We start from the raw sequence: 26824 nt of genomic DNA on the forward strand, positions 1-26824 counted from the left end.
CAGCTGTAAGCTAACCTTCGTGCTTCAATAAAATAAGGCTTATTAAGAACATGGTAGATAAACGCAAATCCTACTCAAAAGAAGACCTGATTGCCTCTGGTCGCGGTGAACTTTTCGGTGCCGAAGGCCCGCCGTTGCCGTCTGGCAACATGCTGATGATGGATCGCGTCATCGAGATGAATGAAGATGGCGGCAACTACGGTAAAGGCTTTGTGGAAGCGGAGCTGGATATCAATCCCGATCTGTGGTTCTTCGGCTGCCACTTTATCGGCGATCCGGTGATGCCAGGCTGTCTGGGTCTTGATGCGATGTGGCAGCTGGTAGGCTTCTATCTGGGCTGGCTGGGCGCGGAAGGCAAAGGCCGTGCGCTGGGCGTAGGCGAAGTTAAATTTACCGGCCAGGTTCTGCCAACGGCGAAAAAAGTCTCTTACCGTATTCACTTTAAGCGTGTTATTAACCGCAAGCTGGTGATGGGCGTAGCCGATGGCGAAGTGCTGGTGGATGGCAACGTTATCTATACCGCTACCGATCTGAAAGTGGGTCTGTTCAAGGACACCACCGCTTTTTAAGCGCGTTTAAAAGACGAAACCTCCGCCCGGGCGGAGGTTTTCCTTTTCAATAACAGAGCGGATTACGCGGTAACCGTCCTGTCCTCCATGGCCTGTCGCCAACCTCCCAACCAGTGAGATCTTGCATCTATCATTTGATAGGGACACATCTCTTTAGGGCGTCCGGTAATACCGGCCTGATAACCTCTGGAATGTGCCCGTTCGAGCCGATCTCGTTTCTGTCTCTTCATCATGCCTGTAATCCCCTCTTCAGGTCAGGTGGAATCTGGTGGAAAGAAATCAGTGAGTGCATACGCAGTCACAATTTAGTTCTAACGCCATTTTCGCTGAAGATCAACGCGCAAATTTCACGCCAATGTCATAAACCTGTGCGAGGATAGTGGAAACTTATCGCCTGAAAACTCTCCTGAAAACCAGATAACCTCCTGTATGGCAATAAAAAAAGCCCCGATTGTGCAATCTTCTGATTGTCGACAAACCGGGGCTTAGCGCCAGTGATTAATTTTTCTAATTAAGGCTGCGGATACCGTTAGCTATATCCTGCGCCTCCTGCTGCCAGCCTTCTGCCAGCGTTCTGACCAGCGCGTCGTAGCCATCCTCTTTCTGCGGCAGGGCCAGCGTAAACGAGCGCTTCACGATTTGCCCCTGATGCTCCAGCACCCAGTCGCCGCTGATCACCGCATGGCCGTCGTAACGACCGTGGAAGCCGGTCACCGTTACGTTGAGCTTATCCTGCTGCTGGCCCAGCGGTGAAGCCGAGACCAGCGAGCCGGGCAGCGCCTGGCTCAGGTTCGCCACCAGCGTTTGCTGTAGCTGCTGGTCGAGCGGGCTGGCCCAGAGGTTATTGGCAGCAATCGTATATTTCACGTCGCTGGTTTGGTAAACCAGCCCGTTACCGGACAAATAGTCCGGAACGGAAACATGCTGGACAAAAACCGCTGGCCGCGCGGCATCAACGCTGCTGACGGCCGCGCCCTTCGCCGCCACGGGCAGCTGGTAATAGGTGGTATCGGACGTGCTGCTGCAGGCGCTCAGCGCCAGGATCAAAGCCACAGGTAGCCATTTTTTCATTATTTCGCCCTCTTCGGCTGGGGATCCTGGCCGGGTTTTGCTTCAAACACCAGCGCATTGCTCTTGCTGTTCAACGTTTTCAGCACCGGCTGCAGTTCACGCAGCACCTGATTGAGCTGCTGCATATCGCCGACCAGTTTGCTGTAGGCCGGTGCGCCAGGCTGGAAGCCTTTCATGCTGGCGTTCAGCTCGCGCAGCGTTTTCTGCATATCGGCCGGTAGCTCTTTCATCGACTGGCTGCCGGTGATCTGGTTGATGTTATCCAGCGTTTTCTGCAGCTCGCGAATAGTGCGCTGGCTCTCTTTCAGCGTGCCCGTGGCCTGATTAATCATCGGGTTCAGCGGCAGCGAATTGATTTTATCCAGCGTATCCATCAGTTTCTGTTGGATCTGCGCCAGTCCGCCGCTGGTCGTTGGGATCAGCTCATAGCCCGCAAAAGAGGCCGGTCCTTTGAACGGTTTGGCATTGCTGTCAAAATCCAGATCGATATAGAGCGAGCCGGTCAGCAGGTTGGCCGACTTCAGCGAGGCGCGAAGACCCGCCTTGATACCGTCCTTCAGGTGCTGCTCAATATCAAAGTCCTTGCCCAGCATACTCTGGAAGCGGTCCGGCTCGATGCGGATCAGTACCGGGATACGGTAATCGTTGCCCAGCTGCTGCGCGACTTTAGTGGATTTAAACGGCACTTCCGCGACCGTTCCCAGCCTTATGCCCCGGAACTCTACAGGCGCGCCCGGCTGCAGGCCGCGAATAGAATCGCTGAAGAACATCAGGAAGTCTTTATGCACGGTGTAGAGCGAATCCTGAATGCTGCGCTGATCGTCAAACAGCTTATATTCCGCTTTATTCGCCGCCGCCTGTCCCAGATCCCAGCCGTCCGGCACGTCAAAGCTGACGCCGCCGCTGAACAGCGTGGTCAGCGAGCCCATTTCAACCCGCATACCTGAAGCGGACATATCTACCGCGATGCCGCTGTCCTTCCAGAAGCGCACGTTTGTCGTGACCAGCCGGTCATAAGGGGCGGCGATAAACAGCTGATAGGTCATCATACGTTTGTCGGCGTCGAACTGGCTGGTTTCCACCGAGCCTACGCGATAGCCACGGAACAGCACCGGATCGCCAGGGTTCAGCTGGCCCGCTTTTGCGCTGTCCAGCGTAATGCGTACCCCTTTGGCATCCGGCGGCGCCAGCGGCGGCGCATCCAGCAGCTTATACTGTTCGGGCTGTTCGCCTTTGCTGCCCGGCTGCAGCTCAATATAGGAGCCGGAAAGCAGCGTCCCCAGACCGGTAACGCCTTCGCGGCCGATGGTCGGTTTAACCACCCAGAACGCGCTGTCGCCTTTCAGCAGTTTTTCCATGCCGGCGTTAAGGCGCGCGGTAATTTTCACGTGCAGCAGATCGTCAGTCAGTACGGCGCTTTCTACCGTGCCGACATCAACGCTGCGGCTTTTAATCGCCGTTTTACCGCCTTCGATGCCTTCCGCGTTGGTGGTGATCAGCGTGACCAGCGGCCCCTGATGGGTGAAATGATAAACAAGGATCCACGCACCGATTAATACGGTGACAATGGGGATGATCCAGACTGGTGACCAACGTTTGATTCGATCAACCGTCGCCACGCCATGATTATTTTCCTGCAATGCCTGGCTCCTCTTTAGTTTGGGTACTGACACGATCCCAGGTCAGACGGGGGTCAAACGTCATGGCGGCGAACATCGTCAGGATCACCACCAGCGCAAACAGCAACGCCCCCGTCGCGGGATAAATATTCATTAGCTGGCCCATGCGCACCAGCGCGGAGAGCACAGCTATCACAAAGACATCAATCATTGACCAGCGGCCGACAAACTCCACCACCTCGTAGATTTTATGCATCCTTTCGCTGTCCTGATGCGGCTTGCTTTTGCCGTTGGCATCCCAGCAAAGCCAGCCGATAGCCAGCATTTTTAGCGAAGGCACCATGATACTGGCGATAAAAATCACCAGCGCAACCGGATAGGAGCCTTCTCCCCACAGCAATACCACGCCCGCCATAATGGTAGACGTCGTTTTGCTGCCAAGGGATTCCGTGATCATAATTGGCAGCAGGTTAGCGGGAATATATAAAAGCAGTGAGGTCAGCAGCAGCGCCATTGTCCATTGCAGGCTGTGCCTGCGCCGGGCGTGACCGCGCGTGCCGCAGCGTGAACAGGAGAGTTGTCCGACCGGCAGTATGGCTGTACAGCAGCTACAGGAACGCAGATCCTGCGCCAGGCCGCTGATGGCAGGCACCGGTTTCGCCGGCAACGCAGGCAGAGGCGCAATGCGCTGCCACATCCAGCGGCGATCGACGCACTGAAAAGCGCGCAGCTGCAGCACGCAGAACAAACACCAGGGAATAAAACTGGTGCCGATGCCGATATCGCCGTAGGCCATCAGTTTTACAAAGCTGACCAGCACGCCGGCCAGGAAAATTTCCGCCATGCCCCAGGTTTTGATCTGAAACAGCGCGCGCGCCATCGCTTTTTTTAACGGCGTGGGCAGATTAACCGGGTTCACCAGCAGCAGGATAATAAGCATACAGAGCGCGGGCACGGCCTGCACGAACAGCAGAAACAGCGTCGCCAGGCTGCTGTAATCCACCGAAACCATGACCTGCGGGATACGCATCAGCGTAATTTCGCTGCTCATCCCCGCCACGTGCATATTGACGAACGGAAACAGGTTCGCCAGAAGCAGCATAAACAGCGCCGCCAGCGCATAGCCGGTTGGCCGCTTGCGCGGCTCATCCCAGTTCATGACCAGCGTGGTATCACAGCGCGGGCAGCTGGCTTTGCTGCCCGGCGTGAGAGGCGGCAACTGTGTCATCAGGTCGCACTGCGGGCAAAGCATCCACTGGTCGGCCTGGTGCGATGAACACATAGATTACCTCGGGGTTATTGGTTTTTCAGCGATTCCAGGTATTCCCAGCGCTCGAAAGCCTTTTCCAGCGCCTGTTCGGCTTCGGCAAGCGCATCCAGTACCGGCTGGGTCACGTCGTGCGACTGGCCAAAGAAGCTGGCGTCGGCCACCTTCGCCTGCAGCGAGGCCAGCTCGTTCTCCAGCTGCTCCATCTTCTGCGGCATCTGCTCCAGCTCGCGCTGCAGGTTATAACTCATCTTAGCCGCCGGACGCTTTGCCGGATCGCTTTTTACGGTTTCCTGACGCGTGGCCGGCGCGCTTTGCGCTGCGCTGCGGGTTTGCTTGTAGGCGGTGCGCTGTAGCTGAGCATCATGATAGCCGCCGACAAAGGCGCCGATCTCGCCCTGGCCTTCAAAAATCCAGCACTCGGTAACAGTATTATCGACAAACTGACGATCGTGGCTGACCAGCAGCACCGTGCCCTGATAGCCGTCGATCAGCTCTTCCAGCAGTTCCAGCGTTTCCACGTCCAGATCGTTGGTCGGTTCATCGAGGATCAGCAGGTTGCTGGGCTTCAGGAACAGGCGCGCCAGCAGCAGGCGGTTACGCTCTCCGCCCGACAGCGCACGTACTGGCGTCATGGCACGCTTAGGATGGAACAGGAAGTCCTGCAGATAGCCCAGCACGTGGCGCGGCTTGCCGTTAACCATCACTTCCTGCTTGCCTTCCGCCAGGTTATCCATCACCGTGCGATCGGGATCGAGTTCCGTCCGGTGCTGATCGAAATAGGCCACTTCAAGCTTGGTGCCGATATGCACGCGACCGCTGTCCGGTTTCAGCTGATCGAGCATCAGCTTCAGCAGCGTAGACTTGCCGCAGCCGTTCGGGCCGATCAGCGCAATTTTGTCGCCGCGCTGCACCTGGCGGGAGAAATCCTTCACCAGCTGTTTGCCCGCCACGCCGTAGCTGACGTTTTCCAGTTCAAAGACGATTTTGCCGGAGCGGCTCGCCTCTTCCACCTGCATATTGGCTTTGCCCATCACTTCGCGGCGTTCGGCGCGCTCGTTGCGCAATGCTTTCAGCGCGCGGACGCGTCCTTCATTACGGGTACGACGGGCTTTGATGCCCTGACGGATCCAGACTTCTTCCTGCGCCAGCTTGCGGTCGAATTCGGCGTTCTGCATCTCTTCCACGCGCAGCGCTTCTTCTTTGCCCAGCAGGAACTGATCGTAGTCGCCCGGCCAGGAAACCAGCTTGCCGCGATCGAGGTCAACGATACGCGTCGCCATATTGCGGATAAACGAACGGTCGTGCGAGATAAAGATAATGCTGCCCTGGAAAGTTTTCAGGAAGGTTTCCAGCCAGTCGATGGTTTCGATATCCAGGTGGTTGGTCGGCTCGTCCAGCATCAGCACGCGCGGATTGCTGACCAGCGCGCGGCCCAGCGCCGCTTTACGCAGCCAGCCGCCGGACAGCGAGGAGAGCGGCGCATCGCCGTCCAGGCCGATCTGCTTCAGCACGTCCTGAATACGCGTTTCCAGCTGCCACAGGTTCTGGTGATCGAGAATGCTTTGCAGCCTGCCCATTTCGTTCAGGTTTTTCTCGCTGGGATCGCTCATTACCAGATGCGAAATCGCATGATAGGCCTTCAGGTACTCGGCCTGTTCATTCACGCCTTCGGCAACGAAGTCATACACCGAGCCTTTTACGTTACGCGGCGGATCCTGTTGCAGGCGCGCGATAACCAGGTCCTGCTCATAAATGATGCGCCCATCGTCCAGCGGCTGCTCGCGGTTGATGATTTTCATCAGCGTTGATTTGCCCGCGCCGTTGCGCCCTACCAGACAGACGCGCTCGTTCTCTTCAATATGCAGCTCGGTGTTATCCAACAGCGGCGCGTCGCTGAATGAGAGGTAAGCGCCATGAATACTGATCAGTGACATAAAACTTATTCCTTACCGGCGTGAGTAATCAGCCAGCAGTTATGAATTTGACGGTTGCGGGCGAAGTCCTGCGACTGCGTTTTCGCGGTAATTTCTTCAGCGTGCAGCTGAAGCTCGGCCAGGCCTTCCAGATCCATTTTGAAGCCGCGCTTATTGTTGGAGAACATGACGGTGCCGTTTTTGCGCAGCAGCCTTTTCAGATCTTTCATCAACAGCAGATGATCGCGCTGCACGTCAAAACTCTCTTCCATTCTTTTCGAGTTCGAGAAGGTTGGCGGATCGATAAAGATCAGATCGAACTGCTCGTCGGACTCGCGCAGCCAGCTCAGGCAATCTGCCTGCATCAGGCGGTGCTGGCGGCCGGTCAGGCCGTTCAGACGCAGGTTGCGTTCTGCCCATTCCAGATAGGTGCGCGACATATCCACCGTGGTGGTGCTTTTGGCGCCGCCCAGTCCGGCATGCACGCTGGCGCTGCCGGTATAGGCAAACAGGTTCAGGAAGTCTTTGCCCTTGCTCATCTGCCCAAGCATTTTACGCGCGATGCGGTGATCCAGGAACAGGCCGGTATCCAGATAGTCGGTGAGATTTACCCACAGCTTCGCGTTAAACTCGGAAACCTCGAAGAAGTCGCCCTTTTCGCCCAGCTTCTGATACTGGCTTTTGCCTTTCTGCCGCTCGCGGGTTTTCAGCACCAGACGGTTTGCCGGCAGATCCAGCACGCTGAGCGTGGCGGCAATAACGTCAAACAGGCGCTGACGGGCTTTAGACGGCTCGATGGTCTTCGGCGGCGCATACTCCTGCACCACCACCCACTCGCCATAGCGATCGACAGCGACGTTGTAGTCCGGCAGATCGGCATCGTAAATGCGGTAGCACTCAATGCCTTCCTGACGCGCCCATTTTTCCAGCTTCTTCAGGTTTTTACGCAGGCGGTTAGCGTAGTCTTCCGCAATCTGCGCCACGCCGGAGGTATTCACTCCCAGCTGATAGTTTTTCTGTACGCAGTCCAGCGGGCCGTTTTTCGCCTTGAACTGGCGTTCAGCACGCAGCTGCAGGCAGCTCAGCAGCTCCGGCGACGCGCTGAACAGCGACAGGTTCCAGCCGCCGAAATGCTGTTTCATCAGGCGTCCCAGCTGGCTGTGCAGCGCAATCAGGGCCGGTTCGCTTTCCAGACGTTCGCCGTAAGGCGGGTTGCTCAGCACGGTGCCGGTTGGCCCTTCCGCCAGCGGATTGGTCAGCTTCAGCACGTCCTGGGTGGTAAAGCTGATAAGCTCCGCCAGGCCTGCACGACGGGCGTTAACGCGCGCGCGTTCAATGACGCGGGAGTCGTTATCGTAACCATAAAAACGGGACGTCGTTTCCTGAAGCCCGCGACGAGCGCGCACTTTCGCTTCGCTGGTCACTTCACGCCACAGCGCCTCGTCGAATTTGTTCCAGCCGGTAAAGCCCCAGTGGGTGCGATGCAGGCCAGGCGCGCGATCGCTGGCGATCATCGCCGCTTCAATCAGCAGCGTGCCCGAGCCGCACATAGGATCGACCATCGGCGTGCCCGCCTGCCAGCCGGAGCGCTGCACGATAGCCGCCGCCAGGTTTTCCTTGAGCGGCGCCATGCCGGTTTGCTGGCGATAGCCGCGCTGGTGCAGGCCTTCGCCGCTCAGATCCAGCGCAATGCTGGCATTGTCTTTGTTCAGCCAGACGTTAACGCGGATATCCGGCTGCTCGCGATCCACATCCGGTCGCGCCAGGTTTTTGCGGGTAAAGCTGTCCACGATGGCGTCTTTGACTTTAAGCGCGCCGTACTGGCTGTTGCGGATCACTTCATTCAGCCCGCTGAAATGCACGGCAAAGGTTTTATCGCTGCCGAACAGCGCCGGCCAGTCGATAGCCTGTACGCCCAGATAGAGATCCAGGTCGCTGTATACGCCGCATTCGGTCAGCGGCAGCAGGATGCGGGAAGCCAGGCGGCTCCACATCAGGCTCTGATACATCAGACGATCGTCGCCCTGAAAATGTACGCCGCCCTGGACAATCTGGCAGGCCTCGGCCCCCAGCGCTTCCAGTTCACTTTTTAACAGCTCTTCGAGCCCACGCGCCGTACTGGCAAACAGAGAATTCATAACATCACTTATCATCTGGAAAATTGCTGCGCATTATAGCTAATCCGGGGCGCATGTCATAAAGTTAGCTTCTTTTCGTCAGCCGCTCCCGGCTCTTTTTTTGCGCTGGCGTTTTCTTCCCTGCTGGAGAGCACCATGATTAGCCTGTCCCGTCTGTTTATTCATCCCGTAAAATCCATGCGTGGCACGCAGGTTTCTCATGCTCAGGCGCTTGCCAGCGGCCTGGCCTTCGATCGTATTTTTATGCTTACCGAGGCGGACGGCACCTTTATTACAGCGCGTCAGTATCCTGAAATGGTGCTTTTTACGCCCGCACTGCTGCCGGACGGTCTGCTGCTGGCGGCGCCGGACGGCAGCAGCGCCACCGTGCGCTTTGCGGATTTCGCCGCCGAGCCTGCGCCGGTGGAAGTCTGGGGCAACCATTTCACCGCGCTGATTGCGCCTGCGCCAATCAACAGCTGGCTGAGCGGCTTTTTTCCGCGTCCCGTGCAGCTTCGCTGGGTAGGACCAGAGATGACCCGGCGCGTGCAGCGATTTAGCGAGGTGCCGCTGGGCTTTGCCGACGGCTATCCTTATTTGCTGATTAATGAGGCCTCGCTGCACGATTTACGTAAGCGTTGCCCGGCCGGCGTAAAGCTGGAGCAGTTCCGTCCAAACCTGGTGGTAACGGGCACGACGGCATGGGCGGAAGATCGCTGGGCAACGGTGCGCATCGGCGGCATCCTTTTTGACGCACCGAAACCTTGCAGCCGCTGCATTTTTACCACTGTCAGCACGGAGCGCGGCCGCAGGCATCCCACCGGCGAGCCGCTGACTACCCTGCAAAAATTCCGTACCGCGATGGATGGCAGCGGCGATGTCGATTTTGGTATCAACCTGGTGGCACGCAACAGCGGCATCGTGCGGGTGGGTGACGAGCTGGAGGTGGTTGCCGATAAACCGGCACGCCTGTATGGCGCGGGTGAAGTGGCGGAATCGCTGGAAGCGGTTGCCGTAGCGCAGGAAAGCGTCACCCTCAGCTGGGAAGGCGAGCGCTTCAGCGGCAACAATCAGCAGGTTTTACTGGAGCAGCTGGAGATGCAGGGTTATCGCATCCCCTACTCCTGCCGTGCGGGCGTTTGCGGCAGCTGCCGCGTCCGGCTGGCGTCCGGCCAGGTTCGGGCGCTGAAGAAAGGCGCGCTGCGCGAGGACGGCACGCTGTTAAGCTGTAGCTGCGTCCCGGACGGCGACCTGGTGCTGTTGGCGCGTTAAACGGCGCGGGCGAAGGTGAAAATATGCTGGCTGATGGCGGGCAGCAGGCGATCGTGCATCACCTTGATAGCATCGCCCAGCACCATCGTTTTGCCGCCCAGCTGCAGCTCCGGCTGCGCCAGCAGGCACAGCGCGGCGTTTTCGCCCGCTTCCACCACCAGCAGCGTGGCTTCTTCGCCCGTTTCGCACAGGCGCACCGCTACCAGCTCGCCATCCTGCGGCGTACAGTGACGCGGATGCGCGGAAAAGTGCCAGCTTTTTGGCATCTGCGGCTTCAGAAAACGCAGGGCAACCAGCGCGTTCAGCACCAGCTCGGTACGCTGCCATTCGGTCAGGTCGCACGTCAGGCATTTTTCTGCGAAGGTGGAAAACAGGGCGGCGTCGTCGACGGAGAATTGCGCGGCGTTAAAGGCATCGGGCGTCAGCATTTTACGAGGGAAGCGTGAGCGGAACAGCGCGCCTTCCGCCATAGCCAACATCATGCGTTCCTGTTCGTCATCGAAGAACCAGCGCCAGCTGTCGTCAGGTTTAATCCTCATGAAGTATCCCGTAATGATCGTCAGGTCGGCTATTTATCGCGAGGTCAGCGAACACGCGATCCGCCCCGTGCCAAAATAGTCTGAATAATGCATAAACAGGAGAAAATATAAACGAGCCAGAGGGGAAAATAAACCCCCTGGCCCCGTTAAGCCTGCATTTAATCAAATATGACTGACAATTTCTTTAATCAGCGGCGGCCCTTTGTAAATAAAACCGGAATATATCTGCACCAGCGAGGCGCCCGCCGCCATTTTTTCTTTGGCTGCCACCAGCGAATCTATGCCGCCTACGCCGATAATCGGCAGCCGGCCCTGCAGTTCCTGCGAGAGACGGCGAATGATTTCCGTACTTTTCAGCTGTACCGGACGCCCGCTCAGGCCGCCCGTTTCTTCGCTGTATTTCAGGCCGCTAACCAGCGAACGATCCAGCGTGGTATTGGTAGCGATCACGCCATCAATATTATGCCGCACCAGGCTGTCGGCAATTTGGATAAGTTCTTCTTCAGCTAAATCCGGCGCAATTTTGACCGCTACCGGCACATATTTTTGATGCTGATTTTCCAGCGCCTGCTGTTTGTGCTTAATCGCCTGCAAAAGATCGTCCAGCGCTTCACCATATTGCAGCGTGCGTAACCCTGGCGTATTCGGCGATGAGATGTTGATCGCAATATAACCTGCATAAGGATAAACTTTCTCCATACAGATTAAATAATCTTCTTTACCCATTTCGACCGGCGTATCTTTATTTTTGCCGATATTGATGCCCAGAATGCCGTCGAAGCGAGCCTGCCTGACATTATTGACCAGCTGGTCCACGCCCAGATTATTGAATCCCATACGATTAATAATGCCTTCCGCCTCTCTGATGCGGAACATACGCGGCTTATCGTTCCCCGCCTGTGGTCGTGGCGTCACGGTGCCGACTTCAATAAAGCCAAAGCCCATTGCGCCGAAGGCGTCAATACATTCACCGTTCTTATCCAGCCCCGCCGCCAGGCCCAGCGGGTTTTTGAACGTCAGGCCCATGCAGTTGACGGGCTTAAAAGGAAGAGTTTGTCGAACCAGATGAATAAGCGGCGTTCCGGTTATCCGGTGCAGCTGCTGAAGGGTCAATTCGTGCGCACGCTCGGCGTCGAGCTGAAAAAGCGCGTTACGAACCAGGTTATACATGATCGCTCCTGAGTAGCCCATAATGCCGGGCCGGAAAAGGACTAACGGTTGCCTCAGCAACCCTGAAAACTGTGCAGTCGACACGCCTTCTTCGCTTTTATACGTTATCAGATACAAAGAACAGCGGCCTTCGACATGCGCAGCAACGCTGCAGGCGCGGGGGAAAATGGTAAAGTCCTTTGCCGGGAAAGTAAAACGTTTGCGTGCCCCCATCCCTCTCTTTTTCCGCGCTTTCCTGTTATCTGTTTTTCGCTTAGTCAAAAAGTAACTTAAATATGCCGGATAAATCATTTAAGGCGTCCGTCACACTCTGCCAGGATAGTTCCATAAGTTCAGGAATTATTTTAATCAATAACTTTTGGTTATAAGGAGAGATGATGCGCGTTATTACTCTGGCAGGCAGTCCTCGCTATCCTTCGCGGTCAACCGCGCTGCTGACCCTGTGCCAGCACGCGCTGGAGCAACGAGGCGCCGAGGTGATCCCCTGGAACCTGCATAACTTTCCTCCAGAGGATTTGCTTTACGCCCGCTTCGACTCGCCTGCGCTGCTGGCTTTAAAAGAGGATCTGGCTAACGCCGATGGGCTGATCGTCGCCACGCCGGTTTATAAAGCCTCTTTTTCCGGCGCGTTAAAAACCCTGCTCGACTTACTGCCGGAACGCGCGCTGGAGCATAAAGTGGTGCTGCCGCTGGCGACCGGCGGCACCATCGCGCATATGCTGGCCGTGGACTATGCGCTAAAACCGGTGCTTAACGCGCTGAAGGCGCAGGAGGTGCTGCACGGCGTGTTTGCCGACGACAGCCAGATTAGCCATTACGATCGCCAGCCCGAACTTTCTCCCCTGCTTGCCGAACGCATTGCGGAATCACTCGACACCTTCTGGTATGCGCTGTCGCGTCGTCATCAGCGGCTGGCCGCAGCGGTATAAGGAAGCGCCCATGAGCCTGTTTACACGTTTTGTCTCGGCGCTGGCCTTCAGCGCGCTGTTCACTGGCGGCGCGCTGGCGGACGAGGCCGCGCCTGCCGCTTTCCGTATTGGCTATCAAAAAGGGTCGGTGAGCATGGCGCTGGCCCGCTCGCATCAGCTGCTGGAAAAGCGTTTCCCTCATACGCAGATTAAATGGATTGAGTTTCCGGCCGGCCCGCAAATGCTGGAAGCGCTGAATGTTAACAGCATCGATTTGGGCAGCACGGGCGACATTCCGCCAATCTTCGCCCAGGCGGCCGGCGCCGATCTGCTTTATGTCGGCTCAGAGCCGCCCAAGCCACAGTCCGAAGTGATTTTGGTAGCCAAAAACAGCCCGATTAAAAGCGTCGCCGAACTGAAAGGCCATAAGGTGGCTTTCCAGAAGGGCTCCAGCTCGCACAATTTACTGCTGCGCGCGCTGACCAAAGCCGGGCTGAAATTCAGTGATATTCAGCCTGCCTATCTGACGCCTGCCGATGCCCGCGCGGCTTTCCAGCAGGGCGATGTCGATGCCTGGGCTATCTGGGATCCCTACTATTCCGCCGCGCTGTTGCAGGGCGGCGTGCGGGTGCTGGCCGATGGCGACGGGCTGAACCTGACCGGTTCGTTTTATCTGGCGACCCGCCCTTTTGCTGAAGCCAACGGCGCTTTCGTGCAGCAGGTGCTGGAGACGTTCAGCAAGGCCGACGAGCTGACCCGCAGCGATCGCGAGCAGAGCATTGCCCTGCTTTCGCAAACTATCGGCCTGCCGAAACCGGTTATCGCCAGCTATCTCGATCACCGTCCGCCGACCGTTATTGGCCCGGTCAGCGAGAAAACCGTGCAGGCCCAGCAGCATACCGCCGATCTCTTTTACGCTAACCATTTAATGCCGGTGAAAGTCGATATCGCCAGCCGTGTCTGGCATGTCGCCGCCGCTACGCAAGGAGTCCCACAATGAGCCTTTCCGTTTTCTGGTTTCTGCCCACGCATGGCGATGGTCACTATTTAGGCACGACGGAGGGCGCGCGTCCTGTCGACCACGCTTATCTGCAGCAAATTGCTCAGGCTGCCGATCGTCTGGGTTTTGGTGGTGTGCTGATCCCAACAGGGCGTTCCTGTGAGGATGCCTGGCTGGTGGCCGCGTCGCTGATCCCCGTGACGCAGCGCCTGCGTTTTCTGGTTGCGCTGCGTCCCGGCGTAATCTCCCCTACGCAGGCCGCGCGCCAGGCCGCCACGCTGGATAGGCTGTCAAACGGCCGTGCGCTGTTTAACCTGGTGACCGGCGGCGATGCGGAAGAGCTGGCGGGCGACGGCGTCTTTCTGGATCACCGTGAGCGCTATGTTGAGTCGGCGGAATTTACCCGCGTCTGGCGTCGCGTGCTGGAAGGCGAAACGGTGGATTACGAAGGCAAGCACGTGCACGTTCGCGGCGCCCGGCTGATGTTTCGGCCCGTGCAGCAGCCGCGTCCGCCGTTATGGTTTGGCGGCTCTTCCGAACCTGCTCAGGATCTGGCAGCGGAACAGGTCGATGTCTACCTGACATGGGGCGAACCGCCGGCGCAGGTCAAAGAGAAGATTGAGCAGGTGCGGGCGAAAGCGGCGGCCCAGGGCAGAACGGTGAAGTTCGGCATCCGCCTGCACGTTATCGTGCGGGAGACCAATGAAGAGGCCTGGAAAGCGGCAGATCGTCTGATTTCGCATCTGGATGACGCCACTATTGCTAAGGCGCAGGCCGCGCTGGCAAAAACCGATTCGGTCGGTCAGCACCGCATGGCCGCCCTGCACGGCGGACGTCGCGATAAGCTGGAGATTTCACCCAACCTGTGGGCGGGCGTCGGACTGGTACGCGGCGGCGCGGGCACCGCGCTGGTCGGCGATGGCGCTACCGTAGCGGCCAGGATGCAGGAGTATGCCGATCTGGGCATCGAGACGTTTATTTTGTCCGGCTATCCACATCTGGAAGAGGCCTATCGCGTCGGCGAGCTGCTGTTCCCGCATCTCGATTTGAACGTGCCGGAAGTGCCGCAGCCGAACAACATTACCGCGCACGGCGAAGCCGTAGCGCATGATTTCGCTCCACAAAAAGTGTCGCAGAGCTGAGGTGGCTATGAGCAAACCGCTTAATCGTATCGGCAATCAGCTGATCCCATGGGCACTGCCCATTGCGCTGGTGATCGTGTGGCAAATCGCCTCACAGACCGGCTGGCTTTCTACCCGTATTTTGCCTTCGCCAGAAGCCATAGTGATTACGTTCTGGAAGCTGTCGGCCAGTGGCGAGCTGTGGCAGCACCTGGCGATCAGCAGCTGGCGTGCGGCGGTCGGCTTCAGCATTGGCGGTTCCATCGGCCTGATCCTCGGCCTGATTACCGGCATGTCGCGCCTGGGCGAACGGCTGCTGGACACGTCGGTGCAAATGCTGCGTAACGTGCCGCACCTGGCGCTGATCCCGCTGGTGATCCTGTGGTTTGGCATTGACGAATCCGCCAAGATTTTTCTGGTGGCGCTGGGTACGCTGTTCCCTATTTATCTCAATACCTATCACGGCATCCGCAATATCGATCGCGGCCTGGTAGAGATGGCCCGCAGCTATGGCCTCTCCGGCTGGAGCCTGTTTATTCAGGTGGTGCTGCCGGGCGCGCTGCCCTCCATTATGGTCGGCGTGCGCTTTGCCCTGGGCCTGATGTGGCTGACGCTGATCGTGGCGGAAACCATTTCCGCCAACTCCGGCATCGGCTATCTGGCAATGAACGCGCGCGAATTTTTGCAGACCGATATCGTGGTGGTTGCCATTATCCTGTATGCCCTGCTCGGTAAACTGGCTGACGTCAGCGCGCTGTTACTGGAACGCGTCTGGTTGCGCTGGCATCCGGCTTATCAACTTAAAGAGGAAAACGCATGAGCGAGTTAACGTCTTCTCCAGCGCGTCTTAACGCCGGTACGCCTCTGATCGTTAACCGCGTCAGCAAGCAGTATCACGGCCGCACCGTGCTGAATAACATCGATTTGCATATTCCTTCCGGCCAGTTTGTGGCGGTGGTCGGACGCAGCGGCTGCGGTAAAAGTACCCTGCTTCGCCTGCTGGCCGGGCTGGAAAAAAGCAGCGCCGGCGAGCTGCTGGCCGGTAGCGCGCCGCTGAGCGAAGCCAGAGACGATACCCGCCTGATGTTTCAGGATGCGCGCCTGCTGCCGTGGAAAAGCATTATCGATAACGTTGGCCTGGGATTGAAAGGCCGTGCCTGGAAAAGCGACGCGCTGGAGGCGCTGGCAGCCGTCGGCCTGGCGGAACGCGCCAACGAATGGCCTGCGGCGCTGTCCGGCGGGCAAAAGCAGCGTGTGGCGCTGGCCCGCGCGCTGATCCACCGGCCGGGTTTGCTGCTGCTGGATGAGCCTTTAGGCGCGCTGGATGCGCTGACGCGTATTGAAATGCAGGATCTGATCGAGTCGCTGTGGCAGCAGCATCATTTCACCGTGCTGCTGGTCACCCATGACGTCAGCGAAGCCGTGGCGATGGCTGACCGGGTGCTGCTGATTGAAGAAGGCAATATCGGGCTGGATTTGGTAATCGACCTGCCGCGCCCGCGCCGTAAAGGCTCCGTGCGGCTGGCAGAGCTGGAAGCGAAAGTGCTGGATCGCGTCATGAAACGCTCGCCGGTGGAAGAAGAAAAACGCTACGCGCAACGCTGATTTACGCCGTTGCTAAAAGAAAAAGCCCCGACTGTCGGGGCTTTTTGTCATTTACGCCGGACGATTAGTCCTGAAGCGCCTTGCTGATTTTTTCGTAAAGGTCGCCGGAAAGGTTCTCCAGTGCCTTTAACTTCTCAAGCGCGCCGCGCATCAGCGCCTGACGGGCTTCGTCGTAGCGTTTAAAGCGGATCAGCGGCTCAATGATGCGCGAGGCAACCTGAGGATTGCGCGTATTCAGATCGGTCAGGATCTCCACCAGGAACTGGTAACCGCTACCGTCAGCAGCGTGGAAGGCGGAAGGGTTAGCCGAGGCGAACGCGCCGATTAGCGAACGGATACGGTTTGGATTGCTTAGCGTAAAGGAACGATGGCTGAGCAGCGCGCGAACGCGGCTAAGTACGTCCGCAGCCGGGCTGGTGGCCTGCAAAGTAAACCACTTGTCCATCACCAGGCCATCTTTATGCCAGCGCTCGTCGAATTCGGCCAGCAGCGTTTCCCGGCACGGCAGCTGCGCGGCAACCGAGGCCGTCATCGCCGCCAGCGAGTCGGTCATATTGTTCGCCTGACGGAACTGGGCGGTAACCAGTTTCTCGGCCAGCCCTGTTTCGCCGAAGGCCAGGTAGTTGAGACAGGTATTTTTCAGCGCGCGCTTGCCGATATCGGCATGATCGATACGATATTCGTCCACGCGATGCGCGTTGTAAACCGCCAGCCACTCATCCGCCAGCTCCGTAGCCAGCGTGCTCAGCAGCGCACGGCGCACTTCCGCAATGGCTACCGGATCGATTACCTCAAACAGCTCGGCAATTTCGTTTTCGCCAGGCAGCGTCAGGATCAGCGCCATCAATGCCGGATCGCTGTTTTCCTCCAGCAGCACGGCGCGGAAAGCATCGGCAACGTGCAGCGGCAGCGAAAGCGGCTGGCCCTGCTGGAAGCGGGCGACGTTCAGCCTGATATGGGTCGCCAGCAGACTTTGCGCAGCGTCCCACCGTGAGAAATCGTTACGGGCATGGCGCATCAGGAAAGTCAGCTGCGCATCGCTCCAGTTGTAGTCCAGCTTCACCGGCGCGGAGAATTCACGCAGCAGCGAGGGGATCGGCTGCTGATAAACCTCGTCGAACACAAAGCTCTGGAACTCTTCCGTCACGTTCAGCACATGATGAACCGGATGACCATTGTGCTGCAAAGGAATGACGTTGCCTTCACTGTCGTAAAGCTCGATATCCAGCGGAATATGCAGCGGCAGCTTGTTTTTCTGATCGGCCGTTGGCGGCGTCATTTGGGTAACGTGCAGCGTGTACTGTTGTAGCTCGGCGTTATAGTCATCGCGTACGGAAAGCACCGGCGTGCCGGACTGGCTGTACCAGCGGCGGAACTGGGAAAGATCGACGTTGGAAGCATCCTCCATCGCCTGCACAAAATCGTCGCAGGTCGCTGCGCTGCCGTCGTGGCGCTCGAAGTAAAGCTGCATGCCTTTCTGGAAATTCGCCTCGCCCAGCAGGGTGTGCAGCATACGAATAACTTCAGACCCTTTTTCATACACGGTCAGCGTATAGAAGTTGTTCATCTCGATCACCTGCTCAGGGCGGATCGGATGCGCCATTGGGCTGGCGTCTTCGGCAAACTGCGCGCCGCGCATCACGCGCACGTTATCGATACGATTGACCGCGCGAGAGCCGAGATCGGAACTGAATTCCTGATCGCGGAATACGGTCAGGCCCTCTTTCAGGCTAAGCTGGAACCAGTCGCGGCAGGTGACGCGGTTGCCCGTCCAGTTGTGGAAATATTCGTGGCCGATCACCGCTTCAATGCCCAGATAGTCTTTATCCGTCGCCGTTTCCGCTTTCGCCAGCACGTATTTAGAGTTAAAGACGTTCAGGCCTTTATTTTCCATCGCGCCCATGTTGAAGAAGTCGACGGCAACGATCATAAAGATATCCAGATCGTATTCCAGGCCGAAACGCTGCTCGTCCCACTTCATGCTGTTTTTCAGCGAGGTCATTGCCCAGTCGGCGCGATCGAGGTTGCCGCGATCCACGAAGATCTCCAGCGCAACATCCCGGCCGGAGCGCGTTTTAAAGCTGTCGCGCAGCACGTCAAAGTCGCCTGCCACCAGCGCAAACAGGTAGCACGGCTTTGGAAAAGGATCTTCCCATTTTACCCAGTGACGTCCGTTTTCCGCTTCGCCGCCGGCTATCCGGTTGCCGTTTGACAGCAGATAGGGATAAAGTTGTTGTTCCGCGATGATGGTTGTGGTGAAGCGAGCCAGCACGTCAGGCCGATCCAGATACCAGGTGATATGGCGGAAGCCTTCGGCCTCACACTGGGTACAAAGCGCCTCGCCCGATTTATACAGGCCTTCCAGCGCGCTGTTTTTATCCGGATGAATATCGTTGACGATTTTCATCGTGAATGACTCCGGCAGGCCGGAAACTATCAGCGCGCCCTCTTCCAGCGCGTAATCCGTCCAGGGCCGATCGTCAATCTCCAGCGAGACCAGCGTCAGATCTTCCCCATCCAGACGCAGCGACGCATCAGCCTGGCCCAAACGCTTTACGCGGCTGACGGCCGTCACACGGGTGGTTGCGGCATCCAGTTCAAACGTCAGATCGATGTCGGTAATGGTGTAATCCGGCGCACGATAATCATGGCGATTTTTGGCTTGTGGCAGTTGCGTCATAAGTGCTTCTCATGTCGATAATTAGTTAACTTTGCAAGTCTATTCCGCTTCCTGCAATGTTGCCATGGAGAATCGCGTCGGGCGGTCGGAATTGCTGTTAAAAGCTACATCCTCTTAACAATCGCACGGATTGCCCTCGACCTGCCGGATCGAATTGTGCTGTGATCGGGTTCAATAAATGAGTATTCAAGTTATACTCCTGCGTCATTACTATTTTTTAAACCAGGGATAACGCTCTTCGCCAGAGGATGCTGAAACGCACCATGACACGACATGCTTCCCCGATACTGACCACGCTGCTGGATACGGACGCCTATAAGCTGCATATGCAGCAGGCGGTATTTCATCGCTATCAGAACGTTTCCGTAGTGGCTGAGTTTCGCTGCCGTGGCGACGATCTGCTTGGCATCTACGCTGAGGAAATCGCTCAACAGGTGACCCTGATGCAGTCGCTGGCGCTCAGCGACGAAGAGAGCCGCTATCTTGCCGGACTGCCGTTTTTCAGCGCGGATTATCTGCAGTGGCTGAAACAATTCCGCTATGACCCTGCTCAGGTGCGCATCCGCAATCATCAGGGCAAGCTGGATATCCGCATCGCCGGCCCGTGGCGGGAGGTGATTATGTGGGAGGTGCCGCTGCTGGCGCTGATCAGCGAAGTGGTGCACCGCCACCGCTCGCCGCTGGTCGTCCCCGCGATGGCCGTCGAGCGTCTGCAAAGCAAGCTGCTTGATTTCGGCAAGCTGACGGCAGATTTGGATATGTCCCGCTTTAAGCTGATGGACTTCGGTACGCGCCGCCGTTTCTCCCGCGATGTGCAGCTGGCGATTGTCAGCACGCTAAAAGCCGATTTCCCCTGGCTGGTCGGCTCCAGCAACTACGATGTTGCCCGGCAGCTACAGCTCGCGCCGGTGGGCACGCAGGCGCATGAATGGTTCCAGGCACATCAGCAGATCAGCCCTGTTCTGGCCAACAGCCAGCGCGCCGCCTTGCAGGCCTGGCTGGAGGAGTATCCGAACCGTCTGGGTATTGCGCTGACCGACTGCATCACCATGGACGCTTTCCTGCGTGATTTCGGCCTGAATTTCGCCAGCAGCTATCAGGGACTGCGCCATGACTCCGGCGATCCCGTGGAATGGGGTGAAAAAGCCATTGCGCATTACGAAAAGCTCGGCATCGATCCGCAGGAAAAAACGCTGGTCTTTTCAGACAATCTCGATTTGCCAAAAGCGGTGGAGCTTTATCGCCACTTTGGCCAGCGCATCGAGGTCATTTTCGGTATCGGCACGCGGCTGACCTGCGATATCCCTCAGGTAAAACCGCTGAATATCGTCATTAAGCTGGTAGAGTGCAACGGCAAACCGGTCGCCAAACTCTCCGACAGCCCCGGCAAAACCATTTGCCAGGATAAAGCTTTTGTTCGCGCCCTGCGCAAGGCGTTCGATCTGCCGCTGGTGAAAAAAGCCAGCTAGGCTGCCTACAGAGAGAAAGGCGCCCTGCCTTTCTCTCTTTCTGATTGCCTTTCGTTAAGAAATCTCCTGCCTCGCAACGAATTCTTCTTGTGTCTCATCTTCTGGCAAGTAACATAGCATTGCCCCGGTTTCGGGTAATTTTAATTCTGATGAAAAGAGAGACTTATATGAGCGTTGTGCCTGTAGCGGATGTACTGCAAGGCCGGATCGCGGTTGACAGCGAAGTCACCGTTCGCGGCTGGGTGCGTACCCGAAGAGATTCAAAAGCCGGTATTTCCTTTATCGCCGTCTACGACGGTTCCTGCTTTAATCCTGTCCAGGCCGTCGTTAATAATTCTCTGAATAATTACCAGGAAGAAGTGCTGCGCCTGACCACCGGCTGTTCCGTGGCAATCACCGGAAAAGTCGTGGCCTCGCCAGGCCAGGGCCAGAGCTTTGAGATCCAGGCCAGCGCGGTGGAAGTCGTGGGCTGGGTCGACGATCCGGACACCTATCCGATGGCGGCCAAGCGTCACAGCATCGAGTATCTGCGTGAAGTGGCGCATTTGCGTCCGCGCACTAACCTGATCGGCGCCGTCGCGCGCGTTCGCCATACGCTGGCGCAGGCGCTGCATCGCTTCTTTGACGAGCAGGGTTTTTTCTGGGTCTCCACCCCGCTGATCACCGCTTCCGATACGGAAGGCGCTGGTGAAATGTTCCGCGTCTCCACGCTCGATATGGAAAACCTGCCGCGTACGCCGGAAGGCAAAGTCAATTACGATGAAGATTTCTTCGGTAAAGAGGCGTTCCTGACCGTTTCCGGCCAGCTTAACGGTGAAACCTACGCCAGCGCGATTTCCAAAATCTACACCTTCGGCCCGACTTTCCGCGCTGAAAACTCCAATACCAGCCGTCACCTGGCGGAATTCTGGATGCTGGAGCCGGAAGTGGCCTTCGCCGATCTGGAAGATAACGCCGCGCTGGCTGAAGCCATGCTGAAGTACGTCTTTAAGGCCGTCCTGGCCGAACGTGCCGACGATATGGCTTTCTTTGCCGAACGCGTAGACAAAGAAGCGATTACTCGCCTGGAGCAATTTGTTACTACCGATTTTGCGCAGGTGGATTACACCGATGCTATCGAGATCCTGAAAGCCTGCGGCGAGAAGTTTGAAAACGCCGTCTCCTGGGGTATCGATCTCTCGTCCGAGCACGAGCGCTACCTGGCGGAGAAACATTTTAAAGCGCCGGTCGTAGTGAAAAACTACCCGAAAGACATCAAGGCGTTCTATATGCGCCTGAACGACGATGGCAAAACCGTGGCGGCGATGGACGTTCTGGCGCCGGGCATTGGTGAAATCATCGGCGGTTCGCAGCGTGAAGAGCGTCTGGACGTGCTGGACGCGCGTCTGGCGGAGATGGGGCTGAACAAAGAAGACTACTGGTGGTATCGCGATTTGCGCCGCTACGGCACCGTGCCTCATTCCGGCTTCGGCTTAGGTTTTGAGCGCCTGATCGCCTACGTTACCGGCGTGCAAAATGTCAGGGACGTCATCGCCTTCCCAAGGACGCCGCGCAACGCCAGCTTCTGATTTTTGCATTAAATATAAGAAATTCATATATATAACTAAGGCCAGCCTCGCTGGCCTTTTTTTATTTTTGTAAATTTAGATATAGTTCACAAAGTTCCGTTTTATTTACATATTGAAACACAAATTTTCTTCCTGTAACCAGAATAGGATATTAGTAGCATTTTCGAGGTAGATTAACCGCACCGCGAATGGAAAGATGCGTGCAGATACAGGAAGACACCAAACTCTCATCGTAGTTCTGTAAAGAATTATTGACGGCAGTGGCAGGTGTCCAGATAACTCCAATGAGGGTAATAAATAATGATGAAGCGCAATATTCTGGCACTGGTTATCCCAGCCCTGTTAGCCGCTGGTGCAGCCAATGCAGCAGAAATCTATAACAAAGACGGCAATAAGCTGGACCTCTATGGGAAAGCAGTTGGTTTGCACTATTTCTCTGATAACGACGGCAACGATGGCGACCAGAGCTACGTGCGTTTTGGTTTCAAAGGTGAAACCCAGATTAACGATATGCTCACCGGCTACGGCCAGTGGGAATACAACATCCAGGCAAACAATTCTGAAGGCGGCTCCGACGCGCAGGACGGCAACAAAACCCGTCTGGGCTTCGCTGGTCTGAAATTCGCTGAGTACGGCTCTATCGATTACGGCCGTAACTACAGCCTGCTGTACGATCCAATGGGCTGGACCGATATGCTGCCAGAGTTCGGCGGCGACTCTGCCTATAGCGACCTGGGCATCCTGGGCGGCCGTACGACTGGCGTGCTGACCTACCGCAACACCAACTTCTTTGGCCTGGTTGACGGCTGGAACTTTGCCGTACAGTATCAGGGCAAAAACGACCGTGACGACGTGCGTCGTTCCAACGGTGATGGCTACGCGCTTTCAACTACCTATACTTCGCCAATCGGCGTAGGTATCTCCGGCGCCTACGGTTCTTACGATCGTACTAATGCGCAGGCATCCGGTGTTCGTACCGTGACTAACTCAGACAACTCCGCTGATTCCATCACGCTTAACAGCGGCGCGGGTAAACGTGCTGAAGCATGGGCGACCGCGCTGAAATATGACGCTAACAGCGTGTACCTGGCAGCCATGTACGGTGAAACCCGTAACGCCACACCAATCTCTTACAGCGGCACCTTTGCCGATGGCAGCGATGCTTCTATTAGCTCTTTTGCTAACAAGGCTCAGAACATTGAGCTGGTTGCGCAGTATCAGTTTGACTTCGGTCTGCGTCCATCCCTGGCCTACGTGCAGTCTAAAGGCAAGGATATCGAAAGCGTTGGCGATGCTGACCTGATCAAATATGTTGATGTGGGCGCAACCTACTACTTCAACAAAAACATGTCTACTTACGTTGACTACCAGATCAACCTGCTGGATGACAACAATCCACTGGGTCTGAACACCGACGACACCGTGGCTGTAGGTCTGGTTTACCAGTTCTAATCAAGCAACAAATCGTCTGGCGGGGCTTCGGCCCCGCTTTTTTATTGTCTGCACCTTCGCTTTTCTCTGCCTGCCCTTATTCCCTTCCTGACTTGCCCGTGCTGCTAAATAAAACCTGTCGCTTCCCTATGTAATTTCTTTTTCCGTTTCATAAAAATTCGAGCCATGCCGCAGCGTTCCTGAAAAATTTCCAAAAGTGTTTGTTAGCCACGCGTGAACATGAAAAAATCAGTCTGGATTTAGCTTAAGGAGAGCCAATATGGATATGGACAGCCCTCTTCTGCTAACGCTGTCAAACCACAGCAACCAGCAGGAAAAAAAAGAAACCGAGACGGAAGCGCGCTTTACCCGTATCGAAATGCATATCGCCTGGCTCAGACATGACGTTAACGATATCAGAAACGAGCTCCATGATATTCGTGGGGAAATAAAGGATGTACGCGGCGAGATAAAGGACGTGCGCGGTGAGATACAGGACGTACGCGGTGAGATACAGGACGTACGCGGTGAGATGAAAGATATCCGCAAAGATATGCAGACTGATTTTCGCCTGATGTTTAGCGCGCTGATCGGCGTTGCGCTGGGCCTGGCCTACATTATGGCCAGAGGTTTTCATTGGCTATAGGCCCCGTACGCCAGGAAAGCGGCCGCGCTTATTTTACCTTTACAGGTGTTTATAGCAGCTGGCTGCCGCTACCTTTATCCAGGGCATTCTTTCACTGTTTTTAGCGCAAACGGTTGGCATTTTTATCATAGTGGCGGTACCCTGAATTCTCATTTCGTTTCAGGTTATAACGGACTTTCATTATGTTTGAACGCATTGCAGCTGCACCCGCAGATCCTATCCTTGGCTTAGCCGACCTTTATCGTGCGGACGACCGTCCTGACAAAATTAACCTTGGCATTGGCGTTTATAAGGACGAAACCGGCAAAACGCCGGTGCTGACCAGCGTGAAAAAAGCCGAGCAGTATCTGCTGGAAAATGAAACGACCAAAAATTATTTGAGCATTGATGGCCTGGCCGATTTTGGCAAATGTACGCAGGCGCTGCTGTTTGGCAAAGATAACGCCATCCTGCGTGACAAACGTGCGCGTACAGCGCAAACGCCTGGCGGTACGGGCGCGCTGCGCGTAGCGGCGGATTTTATTGCCGCGCAAACCGGCGCCAGGCGCGTTTGGGTCAGCAATCCTAGCTGGCCTAATCATAAAAATGTGTTTCAGTCCGCCGGACTGGAAGTCTGTGAATATCAGTATTACGATGCGGCCAGCCATTCGCTGGATTTCGACGGAATGCTGAACGCGCTGCGTGAAGCGCAGGCGGGCGATATTGTGCTGTTCCACGGCTGCTGCCATAACCCTACCGGCATCGATCCTACGGCCGCACAGTGGCAGGAGCTTGCCGAGATGTCGCTGGCGAAAGGCTGGCTGCCGCTGTTCGACTTTGCCTATCAGGGCTTTGCGCGTGGGCTGGAAGAAGATGCAGAGGGCCTGCGCATTTTTGCTGCCGGACACCAGGAGCTGATTGTCGCCAGTTCTTATTCGAAGAACTTCGGGCTTTATAATGAGCGCGTAGGCGCGTTCACGCTGGTCGCCAGCGCGGCCGATATTGCCGACACGGCCTTTAGCCAGGTTAAAGCTACCATCCGCGCAAACTACTCTAATCCGCCTGCGCATGGCGCGGCGGTCGTCGCCACTATCCTGGGCAACGATGCGCTGCGTACCCTATGGGAGCAGGAGTTGACCGATATGCGCCAGCGCATCCACCGTATGCGTCAGCTGTTTGTTAATACCCTGCAGGAAAAAGGGGCGAAAGGCGACTTCAGCTTTATTATCAACCAGAACGGTATGTTCTCTTTTAGCGGCCTGACCAAAGATCAGGTGATTAGACTGCGGGAAGAGTTTGGCGTTTATGCGGTCAATTCAGGCCGGGTTAACGTAGCGGGAATGACGCCGGACAATATGGCGCCGCTGTGCGAAGCGATTGCCGCCGTGCTGTAAGTGCACATAAAGCGGATGCGAAATATTTTATCCGTCACGCAATAAAAAAGCCTGCATTACGCAGGCTTTTTTATACGGCAGCTTTATTGCAGAAAAGGATTGGAAATCCGCTCTCTGCCCAGCGTCGAGCTGGGGCCGTGGCCGGGTAAAAAGGTGACGTCATCGCCAAGCGGCAGCAGCTTGTTTTTGATCGCGGCAATCAGGTCGCTATGGCTGCCCTGAGGGAAATCGGTACGTCCCACCCCGCCGCTGAAGATCACATCGCCGGAGATCAGCAGGCGAGAAGCCCGATCAAAAAATACGATATGACCCGGCGTATGGCCCGGACAGAGCAGAACCTCAAGCGAGATATCGCCCACGTGCACAACCTCACCCTCTTCCAGCCAGCGATCGGGCGTTAACGGCGCGCATTCAGGAAAACCAAACATCTGGCTCTGCATCGGCAGCCCTTCCAGCCAGAACGCATCTGCTTTATGCGGCCCAACAACCGGTACGGCATAAAAAGCAGCCAGTTCAGCCGCCGCGCCTACGTGGTCCAGATGGCCATGCGTCAGCAGAATTTGCGTAACTGTTACGCCCTTTGCCGTCGTCTGCGCTTTAATTTTTTCTGCGTCGCCGCCAGGATCGACAATGGCGGCCTGCAGCGTCACCGGACACCAGATCAAAGAGCAGTTCTGCGAAAAGGCCGTTACCGGAATAGTTTGATAATTCATAAGGCTCCATTAATTCCGGTCAGCCCGGATTTTCTTACCAGTGCCTTGCCGGCCCGGTATCAATATGCACAAAGTTGCTTTTGGGATAGTATCCTACACCCCCGGCCCGCATGGAAAGAGCCGCTTTGCGTATATTGCTGAGGGCGATCCCCTCAATATGAAAATCCATTGCCTGGCCCAGCGTATGATAGCTGTGCTTAGCTACGCCGGTGCTGCTGCCGCGTTCGCGCAGCGAGTTGTTGGTCGCCAGCGTACGGTAACCGGAAATCAGCTGTACGGGCTTGCGCGTATCCAACAGCGCCTGGAGCCGATACAGCTGATCGAAAAGATGTGGATCGATGCTTTTGATCCTGTTGGCGCGATAATCACGAAAAAAATGGTTAAGGCGCGTTAACTCATCCTTGTCATAGCTTTTCCCGTTGAAAAACTCGGTTTTAAGGCTTTCTCCGGTATGTAAATTATTCAGCGTCAGAATGCGAGGACGTGAGGTGGAAAGCGAAGCGAAAGCCTGGCCAGGAAGCAGCGACAGGCCTAGTGCCGCGCCGCCCAGGGCCAGTAATTTACGGCGATGAGAGTCGAATTTATCCATTAATCTGTGTTACCCGGCTAAAAAAGTTCTGAAACGGTGGAAACGTTCACCGCCCGGAACCATAACCGGGTAGAAATGTGGCGTCAACCGACGAAACGTGACGGATACGGCAATTCCTGGAGAGGCTGCCGTACACGTCAGACAGGCTGGCTGCAGGCCAACATCAGAAAACCTGAAGAAT

23 protein-coding genes are annotated in these 26824 nt (G+C 56.5%); 12 read left to right on the plus strand and 11 right to left on the minus strand.

Annotated elements, in window-relative coordinates; translation table 11 throughout:
- The first annotated feature begins 50 nt into the window (after positions 1–50).
- Positions 51–569: a bifunctional 3-hydroxydecanoyl-ACP dehydratase/trans-2-decenoyl-ACP isomerase gene (gene fabA / locus QCD69_RS04745; protein ID WP_125288691.1), complete on the plus strand. Its 519-nt coding sequence runs from the start codon at positions 51–53 to the stop codon at positions 567–569.
- A gap of 62 nt (positions 570–631) precedes the next feature.
- On the opposite strand, the gene rmf is transcribed toward fabA, so the two are convergent.
- From rmf to rlmKL, 6 genes are all read right to left on the minus strand, one after another.
- A complete protein-coding gene (gene rmf / locus QCD69_RS04750; protein WP_125288886.1) occupies positions 632–799 on the minus strand; it encodes a ribosome modulation factor in 168 nt (55 codons plus the stop codon).
- 277 nt (positions 800–1076) lie between these two features.
- A complete protein-coding gene (gene pqiC, locus QCD69_RS04755; RefSeq protein WP_301251198.1) occupies positions 1077–1640 on the minus strand; it encodes a membrane integrity-associated transporter subunit PqiC in 564 nt (187 codons plus the stop codon).
- Positions 1640–3280, minus strand: coding sequence for an intermembrane transport protein PqiB (gene pqiB / locus QCD69_RS04760; RefSeq protein WP_253454678.1), 1641 nt, complete (start codon positions 3278–3280; stop codon positions 1640–1642). The genes pqiC and pqiB overlap by 1 nt, the downstream gene beginning before the upstream one ends.
- Positions 3267–4541 (minus strand): membrane integrity-associated transporter subunit PqiA, encoded by a 1275-nt coding sequence (gene pqiA / locus QCD69_RS04765; RefSeq protein WP_301251199.1) that lies wholly within the window; start codon positions 4539–4541, stop codon positions 3267–3269. Before pqiA ends, pqiB begins: the two co-directional genes overlap by 14 nt.
- Positions 4542–4555: 14 nt before the next feature.
- Complete coding sequence (locus tag QCD69_RS04770; protein ID WP_301251200.1) at positions 4556–6463, minus strand: ABC transporter ATP-binding protein; 1908 nt, start codon at positions 6461–6463, stop codon at positions 4556–4558.
- Between the two features lie 5 nt (positions 6464–6468).
- On the minus strand, positions 6469–8580 hold the full coding sequence (rlmKL, locus tag QCD69_RS04775; protein WP_301251201.1) for a bifunctional 23S rRNA (guanine(2069)-N(7))-methyltransferase RlmK/23S rRNA (guanine(2445)-N(2))-methyltransferase RlmL: 2112 nt from the start codon (positions 8578–8580) through the stop codon (positions 6469–6471).
- Positions 8581–8715: 135 nt separating this feature from the next.
- Between rlmKL and QCD69_RS04780 the strand changes: the two genes are divergently transcribed.
- The gene (locus tag QCD69_RS04780) at positions 8716–9831 is read left to right on the plus strand and encodes a YcbX family protein (RefSeq protein WP_301251202.1); all 1116 of its coding nucleotides are present in this window, start codon (positions 8716–8718) and stop codon (positions 9829–9831) included.
- On the opposite strand, the gene QCD69_RS04785 is transcribed toward QCD69_RS04780, so the two are convergent.
- Positions 9828–10370: a cell division protein ZapC gene (locus QCD69_RS04785; RefSeq protein ID WP_253454683.1), complete on the minus strand. Its 543-nt coding sequence runs from the start codon at positions 10368–10370 to the stop codon at positions 9828–9830. The genes QCD69_RS04780 and QCD69_RS04785 overlap by 4 nt on opposite strands.
- A 162-nt stretch (positions 10371–10532) precedes the next feature.
- Positions 10533–11543 carry a quinone-dependent dihydroorotate dehydrogenase gene (pyrD, locus tag QCD69_RS04790; protein ID WP_253461041.1) on the minus strand — a complete coding sequence of 337 codons (1011 nt, stop codon included), beginning with the start codon at positions 11541–11543 and terminating at the stop codon, positions 10533–10535.
- Positions 11544–11917: 374 nt separating this feature from the next.
- On the opposite strand from pyrD, the gene ssuE reads away from it, so the two are divergent.
- The 5 genes from ssuE to ssuB are packed head-to-tail and all read left to right on the plus strand — an operon-like array spanning position 11918 to position 16174.
- Positions 11918–12469, plus strand: a complete 552-nt coding sequence (gene ssuE, locus QCD69_RS04795) for an NADPH-dependent FMN reductase (RefSeq protein ID WP_253454684.1) — start codon at positions 11918–11920, stop codon at positions 12467–12469.
- 10 nt (positions 12470–12479) lie between these two features.
- On the plus strand, positions 12480–13448 hold the full coding sequence (locus QCD69_RS04800; RefSeq protein WP_301251203.1) for a sulfonate ABC transporter substrate-binding protein: 969 nt from the start codon (positions 12480–12482) through the stop codon (positions 13446–13448).
- Positions 13445–14590, plus strand: coding sequence for an FMNH2-dependent alkanesulfonate monooxygenase (ssuD, locus tag QCD69_RS04805; RefSeq protein ID WP_253454686.1), 1146 nt, complete (start codon positions 13445–13447; stop codon positions 14588–14590). Before QCD69_RS04800 ends, ssuD begins: the two co-directional genes overlap by 4 nt.
- Positions 14591–14597: 7 nt before the next feature.
- Positions 14598–15389, plus strand: coding sequence for an aliphatic sulfonate ABC transporter permease SsuC (gene ssuC, locus QCD69_RS04810; protein ID WP_253454687.1), 792 nt, complete (start codon positions 14598–14600; stop codon positions 15387–15389).
- On the plus strand, positions 15386–16174 hold the full coding sequence (gene ssuB, locus QCD69_RS04815; protein WP_253454688.1) for an aliphatic sulfonates ABC transporter ATP-binding protein: 789 nt from the start codon (positions 15386–15388) through the stop codon (positions 16172–16174). Before ssuC ends, ssuB begins: the two co-directional genes overlap by 4 nt.
- A 64-nt stretch (positions 16175–16238) precedes the next feature.
- On the opposite strand, the gene pepN is transcribed toward ssuB, so the two are convergent.
- Positions 16239–18854 (minus strand): aminopeptidase N, encoded by a 2616-nt coding sequence (gene pepN, locus QCD69_RS04820; RefSeq protein ID WP_253454689.1) that lies wholly within the window; start codon positions 18852–18854, stop codon positions 16239–16241.
- A gap of 263 nt (positions 18855–19117) precedes the next feature.
- On the opposite strand from pepN, the gene pncB reads away from it, so the two are divergent.
- The 5 genes from pncB (at position 19118) to QCD69_RS04845 (ending at position 25341) form a co-directional block, all read left to right on the plus strand.
- On the plus strand, positions 19118–20323 hold the full coding sequence (pncB, locus tag QCD69_RS04825) for a nicotinate phosphoribosyltransferase (RefSeq protein ID WP_253454690.1): 1206 nt from the start codon (positions 19118–19120) through the stop codon (positions 20321–20323).
- Between the two features lie 167 nt (positions 20324–20490).
- Complete coding sequence (asnS, locus tag QCD69_RS04830; RefSeq protein WP_253454691.1) at positions 20491–21891, plus strand: asparagine--tRNA ligase; 1401 nt, start codon at positions 20491–20493, stop codon at positions 21889–21891.
- A 300-nt stretch (positions 21892–22191) separates the two neighbouring features.
- Positions 22192–23343, plus strand: coding sequence for a porin OmpF (gene ompF, locus QCD69_RS04835; RefSeq protein WP_301251204.1), 1152 nt, complete (start codon positions 22192–22194; stop codon positions 23341–23343).
- A 259-nt stretch (positions 23344–23602) separates the two neighbouring features.
- Positions 23603–23968 carry a coiled-coil domain-containing protein gene (locus QCD69_RS04840; protein WP_301251205.1) on the plus strand — a complete coding sequence of 122 codons (366 nt, stop codon included), beginning with the start codon at positions 23603–23605 and terminating at the stop codon, positions 23966–23968.
- Positions 23969–24150: 182 nt separating this feature from the next.
- Complete coding sequence (locus tag QCD69_RS04845) at positions 24151–25341, plus strand: amino acid aminotransferase (RefSeq protein ID WP_301251206.1); 1191 nt, start codon at positions 24151–24153, stop codon at positions 25339–25341.
- Between the two features lie 83 nt (positions 25342–25424).
- Here QCD69_RS04845 and QCD69_RS04850 read toward each other — a convergent pair whose 3' ends face one another.
- Together QCD69_RS04850 and QCD69_RS04855 are read right to left on the minus strand one after the other, a co-directional pair.
- Positions 25425–26054: an MBL fold metallo-hydrolase gene (locus tag QCD69_RS04850; protein ID WP_301251207.1), complete on the minus strand. Its 630-nt coding sequence runs from the start codon at positions 26052–26054 to the stop codon at positions 25425–25427.
- A 34-nt stretch (positions 26055–26088) separates the two neighbouring features.
- Complete coding sequence (locus tag QCD69_RS04855; protein ID WP_301251208.1) at positions 26089–26643, minus strand: YcbK family protein; 555 nt, start codon at positions 26641–26643, stop codon at positions 26089–26091.
- Between the last annotated feature and the right edge of the window lie 181 nt (positions 26644–26824).

The organism is Erwinia sp. PsM31, assembly GCF_030433775.1.
Lineage (GTDB): Bacteria > Pseudomonadota > Gammaproteobacteria > Enterobacterales > Enterobacteriaceae > Erwinia > Erwinia aeris.